Source organism: Bradyrhizobium sp. Leo170, from assembly GCF_004296405.1.
Lineage (GTDB): Bacteria > Pseudomonadota > Alphaproteobacteria > Rhizobiales > Xanthobacteraceae > Bradyrhizobium.
On sequence record NZ_PSRR01000995.1, the window covers coordinates 1 to 215 of the forward strand.

The following is a 215-nucleotide window of genomic DNA, read 5'->3' on the forward strand; positions in this document are numbered from 1 at the left end:
GTCATCCGCGTGGATGCGCTCGGCTGCGAAGACGTGGCTCCGGATCGCATCTAACAGAGGCATCAGGGTTGCCGCGGAGGCACCTACCCAGTCCGCGAGCGTCGATACGTCGAGGTCGATGCCTTCACGCCGGTAGACGTCGCTCTGACGATTGAGCGGCAGGTGCAGGCCGTACTTGGCAAACAGAACATGGACCAGCAGCTTGGGCCCTGCAC

Annotated in this window: 1 protein-coding gene; it reads right to left on the reverse strand. The window is 63.3% G+C overall.

The window, feature by feature from the left end:
- Positions 1 to 215: IS66 family transposase (locus CWO89_RS45600; protein ID WP_165421656.1), on the reverse strand; the 215-nt coding region annotated here is incomplete at both ends.